The organism is Photobacterium kagoshimensis (assembly GCF_050337045.1).
GTDB classification, from domain to species: Bacteria; Pseudomonadota; Gammaproteobacteria; order Enterobacterales; family Vibrionaceae; genus Photobacterium; species Photobacterium kagoshimensis.
In genome coordinates, this window is the sequence record NZ_JAKJSO010000059.1 from 1 (window position 1) to 629 (window position 629).

A 629-nucleotide genomic window follows, 5' to 3' on the forward strand; every position below is an offset into this window, starting at 1 on the left:
ATGCGACACTAGCTCAGCTGGTAGAGCGCAACCTTGCCAAGGTTGAGGTCACGAGTTCGAACCTCGTGTGTCGCTCCAAATTAAAGTCGRATTGCTTTATAGCAGTAAGACAAAGATGGTGTTTAACTTTTCAGTTGGCGCATCGCAAAGACTTGCGTGCCCTGGTGGTGGAATTGGTAGACACAAGGGATTTAAAATCCCTCGACGTTCGCGTTGTGCCGGTTCAAGTCCGGCCCGGGGCACCATCTATTCCTTAATATCGTTACCATAGGCGATATTGAGTAGAGAAAGAAATATGGCGCGTTGGCAGAGTGGCTATGCAGCGGATTGCAAATCCGTGGACCTCGGTTCGACTCCGGGACGCGCCTCCATATTATGCGACACTAGCTCAGCTGGTAGAGCGCAACCTTGCCAAGGTTGAGGTCACGAGTTCGAACCTCGTGTGTCGCTCCAAATTAAAGTCGRATTGCTTTATAGCAGTAAGACAAAGATGGTGTTTAACTTTTCAGTTGGCGCATCGCAAAGACTTGCGTGCCCTGGTGGTGGAATTGGTAGACACAAGGGATTTAAAATCCCTCGACGTTCGCGTTGTGCCGGTTCAAGTCCGGCCCGGGGCACCATCTATTCCT

Annotated in this window: 5 tRNA genes; all 5 read left to right on the top strand. The window is 50.6% G+C overall.

The window, feature by feature from the left end:
* Window positions 1–2: 2 nt before the first annotated feature.
* Window positions 3–78, top strand: a tRNA-Gly gene (locus L4C35_RS23195).
* A gap of 80 nt (window positions 79–158) precedes the next feature.
* A tRNA-Leu gene (locus L4C35_RS23200) sits at window positions 159–245 on the top strand.
* Between the two features lie 52 nt (window positions 246–297).
* A tRNA-Cys gene (locus tag L4C35_RS23205) sits at window positions 298–371 on the top strand.
* 6 nt (window positions 372–377) lie between these two features.
* Window positions 378–453: transfer RNA gene (locus L4C35_RS23210), tRNA-Gly, on the top strand.
* A gap of 80 nt (window positions 454–533) precedes the next feature.
* Window positions 534–620: transfer RNA gene (locus tag L4C35_RS23215), tRNA-Leu, on the top strand.
* Window positions 621–629: the final 9 nt, after the last annotated feature.